Raw genomic sequence first — 4032 nt, forward strand, 5'->3', positions numbered from 1 at the left:
AAAAAATAAGCTAGGAAAAGTATCATAGGTTGCTTTTCTTGGACTTTTAAGATATAATATTATGGATTGTCAACAAGGAGGAAAAACTTTTGAGTGAAAAGTCAAGAGAAGAAGAGAAATTAAGCTTTAAAGAGCAGATTCTGAGAGATTTAGAAAAAGTAAAAGGCTATGATGAAGTTCTGAAAGAAGATGAGGCAGTAGTTCGCACTCCTGCAAATGAACCTTCAGCTGAAGAACTCATGGCTGATTCCTTGTCAACGGTAGAGGAGATTATGAGAAAAGCTCCTGCTGCGCCTACTCACCCAAGTCAAGATGTACCAGCTTCTCCAGCAGATGAGATTCAAAGAGAAACTCCTGGTGTTCCAAGTCATCCAAGTCAAGATGTACCTTCTTCTCCAGCGGAAGAAAGTGGATCAAGACCAGGTCCAGGTCCTGTTAGACCTAAGAAACTTGAAAGAGAATACAATGAAACCCCAACAAGGGTAGCTGTTTCCTATAAGACGGCAGAGAAAAAAGCAGAACAAGCAGGTCCAGAAACACCTACGCCTGCTACAGAAACAGTGGATATCATCAGCGATACACCACGTCGTAGCCGTAGAGAAGGAGCAAAACCCGTTAAGCCTAAGAAAGAGAAGAAGTCACATGTGAAAGCCTTTGTGATTTCATTCCTTGTATTCCTTGCCTTGCTCTCAGCAGGTGGTTACTTTGGTTACCAGTACGTGCTAGATTCTTTGTTACCTATTGATGCTAATTCTAAGAAATATGTGACGGTTCAAATTCCTGACGGTTCAAACGTTCAAGAAATCGGTACGACGCTTGAAAAAGCTGGTTTGGTAAAGCATGGTCTGATTTTTAGCTTTTATGCCAAGTATAAAAATTATACCGATTTGAAAGCAGGTTACTACAATTTGCAAAAGAGTATGAGTACAGAAGACTTACTCAAAGAGTTGCAAAAAGGTGGAACAGCTGAACCACAGGAACCTGTCCTTGCGACTTTGACAATTCCAGAAGGTTATACGATTGATCAAATTGCTCAAGCTGTGGGTCAATTGCAAGGTGACTTCAAAGAGCCTTTGACAGCGGAGGCTTTCTTGGCAAAAGTTCAAGATGAGACGTTTATCAGTCAAGAAGTTGCCAAATATCCGAGTCTACTTGAAAGCTTGCCTACAAAAGACAGCGGTGCGCGTTATCGTTTGGAAGGATACCTTTTCCCAGCTACTTACTCTATCAAGGAAAGCACAACTATTGAGAGCTTGATTGATGAGATGTTAGCTGCTATGGATAAGAACCTATCTCCTTACTATAGTACTATCAAATCTAAAAACTTGACTGTCAATGAGTTGTTGACCATTGCTTCCTTGGTCGAAAAAGAAGGTGCCAAGACAGAAGATCGTAAGCTCATTGCAGGTGTATTCTACAATCGTTTGAATCGTGATATGCCACTTCAAAGTAATATTGCAATCTTGTATGCCCAAGGAAAACTGGGGCAAAATATCAGTCTAGCTGAGGATGTTGCGATTGATACCAACATTGATTCACCTTATAATGTTTATAAAAATGTAGGTCTCATGCCTGGTCCAGTCGATAGTCCAAGTCTGGATGCGATTGAGTCAAGCATCAATCAAACTAAGAGCGATAACCTCTACTTTGTAGCAGATGTCACAGAAGGCAAGGTCTACTATGCTAATAATCAAGAAGACCACGACCGCAATGTCGCTGAACATGTCAACAGCAAATTAAACCAAACAAACTAAAATTATGTGATGCTTCACATAATTTTCTTTCGAAAATATCATCAGAAGAAAGTTGAGAAAAATGGCAGAAAAAACATATCCTATGACCCTTGAGGAAAAGGAAAAACTTGAAAAAGAATTAGAAGAATTGAAATTGGTCCGTCGACCAGAAGTGGTAGAACGCATTAAGATTGCCCGTTCATACGGTGACCTTTCAGAAAACAGTGAGTACGAAGCAGCTAAGGATGAACAAGCCTTTGTCGAAGGACAAATCTCTAGCTTGGAAACAAAAATCCGCTATGCCGAAATCGTCAATAGCGACGCAGTTGCCCAGGACGAAGTAGCGATTGGTAAAACAGTCACTATCCAAGAAATTGGTGAGGACGAAGAAGAAGTTTATATTATCGTAGGTTCAGCTGGTGCGGATGCCTTTGCAGGTAAAGTTTCAAATGAAAGCCCAATTGGACAAGCCTTGATTGGCAAGAAAACAGGTGACACAGCAACGATTGAAACACCTGTTGGTAGCTATGATGTAAAAATCTTAAAGGTTGAAAAAACAGCCTAAAAACAAAAAAGGAGTGGGGAGGCTGTGCGCTTCACTCACTCCTTTTTCCATTTTAAATTGAATTGAAATTGGAGACGATATGAGTTCAAAGAAGAAAAAAAATAAGATGGAGCGTGGTCTAACCAATCGTCACGTGCAGGTTATGGCCATTGCGGGAACAATCGGAACAGGACTCTTTCTGGGAGCGGGTCGCTCTATCAGCCTAACAGGTCCTTCCATTGTACTGATTTATATGATTACTGGGGCTTTCATGTTCCTCATGATGCGTGCGGTTGGGGAAATGCTCTACCAAGATCCTGAGCAACATACCTTTATCAACTTTATCACGCGTCATTTGGGTAAGGGCTGGGGCTATTTCTCGGTTTGGTCTTACTGGCTATCGGTTGTCTTTATCGGTATGGCGGAAATCACTGCTATCGCACATTATGTGCAATTTTGGTTCCCAACTTGGCCGAGTTGGATGATTGAGATTGGATTTTTGACCATTCTAGCCTTGGTTAATCTGATTGCGGTGAAGCTCTTTGGAGAAGTTGAGTTTTGGTTTGCGATGGTCAAGATTGTGGCTATTTTAGCCATGATTGCGACAGGAGTCTTTATGGTCTTGACAGGCTTTAAGACACCTCATGGAGTAGCAAGTTTAGCCAATATTGCTGACAATTTCTCCCTCTTCCCAAATGGAGGTGTCAACTTTGTCATGGCCTTCCAGATGGTCTTTTTTGCCTACCTTATGATTGAGTTTATCGGGGTCACAACTTCTGAAACCAAAAATCCACGTCAGGTCTTGCCAAAAGCCGTTAAGGAAATTCCTTTGCGTATCGCCTTTTTCTACGGTGGTGCCCTCTTAGCCATCATGGCTATCATTCCATGGCGTGAGCTTGCTTCTGCGGATTCTCCTTTTGTAACAGTATTTGAATTGGCCGGTGTCAAGTGGGCAGCAGCCTTGATTAACTTCGTCGTTTTGACCTCAGCAGCATCTGCCCTTAACTCAACCCTTTATTCAACAGGGCGCCATTTGTACCAGATTGCTCATGATTCGCCAAATCGCTTCCTAAAAGCGATCAAGGCAGATACCCTTTCTCGCCACAATGTGCCACAAAATGCCATCATCGCTTCAGCGGTTTTGATTGCCCTAGCAGCCTTTATCAACGTCTTGCCAGGAGTTTCGGATGCCTTTGCCTTGATTACGGCTTCATCATCTGGTGTCTATATCGCCATTTATATCTTGATTATGGTGGCTCACCTTAAGTATCGCAAGTCACAGGACTTTATGGCGGATGGCTATCTCATGCCCCATTATCGTTTCTTAAATCCTTTAACCATGCTCTTCTTTGCCTTTGTCTTTGTAACCCTCTTTTTACAAGAGTCTACATTTGTAGGAGCAATCGGTTCAGCTATCTGGATTATCGGTTTTGGTATTTATAGCCAGTGGAAATTTAGAAAATAGCTTAAGGACTCATCAACTCAGGTTGGTGGGTTTTTGCTTTAAAATCAAGTCAAAAAAGCACCAGAGTCAAAGTGACTTTGGTGCTTTGAAGTTTGTACTCTTCGAAAATTTCTTCAAACCACGTCAGCTTCACCTTGCCGCACTCAAGTAAAGCCTGCGGTTAGCTTTCTAATTTGCTCTTTGATTTTCATTGAGTATTAGTATTAGCTTGGCTCTATCGAGGAAATCAGAACGGATTGAAGAAAATTTAACAAAAACTTAATATAAAAACACTTGACAATTCTCGGGGG

At 41.6% G+C, this 4032-nt stretch carries 3 protein-coding genes; all 3 read left to right on the forward strand.

Features of this window, described 5'->3' with window-relative positions:
* Window positions 1-89: 89 nt before the first annotated feature.
* Window positions 90-1754 carry an endolytic transglycosylase MltG gene (gene mltG, locus SMIDD26_RS10570; RefSeq protein ID WP_061440078.1) on the forward strand — a complete coding sequence of 555 codons (1665 nt, stop codon included), beginning with the start codon at window positions 90-92 and terminating at the stop codon, window positions 1752-1754.
* Window positions 1755-1815: 61 nt separating this feature from the next.
* Window positions 1816-2298, forward strand: a complete 483-nt coding sequence (gene greA / locus SMIDD26_RS10575; RefSeq protein WP_000818760.1) for a transcription elongation factor GreA — start codon at window positions 1816-1818, stop codon at window positions 2296-2298.
* Between the two features lie 79 nt (window positions 2299-2377).
* Window positions 2378-3742, forward strand: coding sequence for an amino acid permease (locus tag SMIDD26_RS10580; protein WP_061440079.1), 1365 nt, complete (start codon window positions 2378-2380; stop codon window positions 3740-3742).
* Window positions 3743-4032: the final 290 nt, after the last annotated feature.

Source organism: Streptococcus mitis, assembly GCF_001579035.1.
In the GTDB taxonomy this organism is placed as follows: Bacteria; Bacillota; Bacilli; order Lactobacillales; family Streptococcaceae; genus Streptococcus; species Streptococcus mitis_J.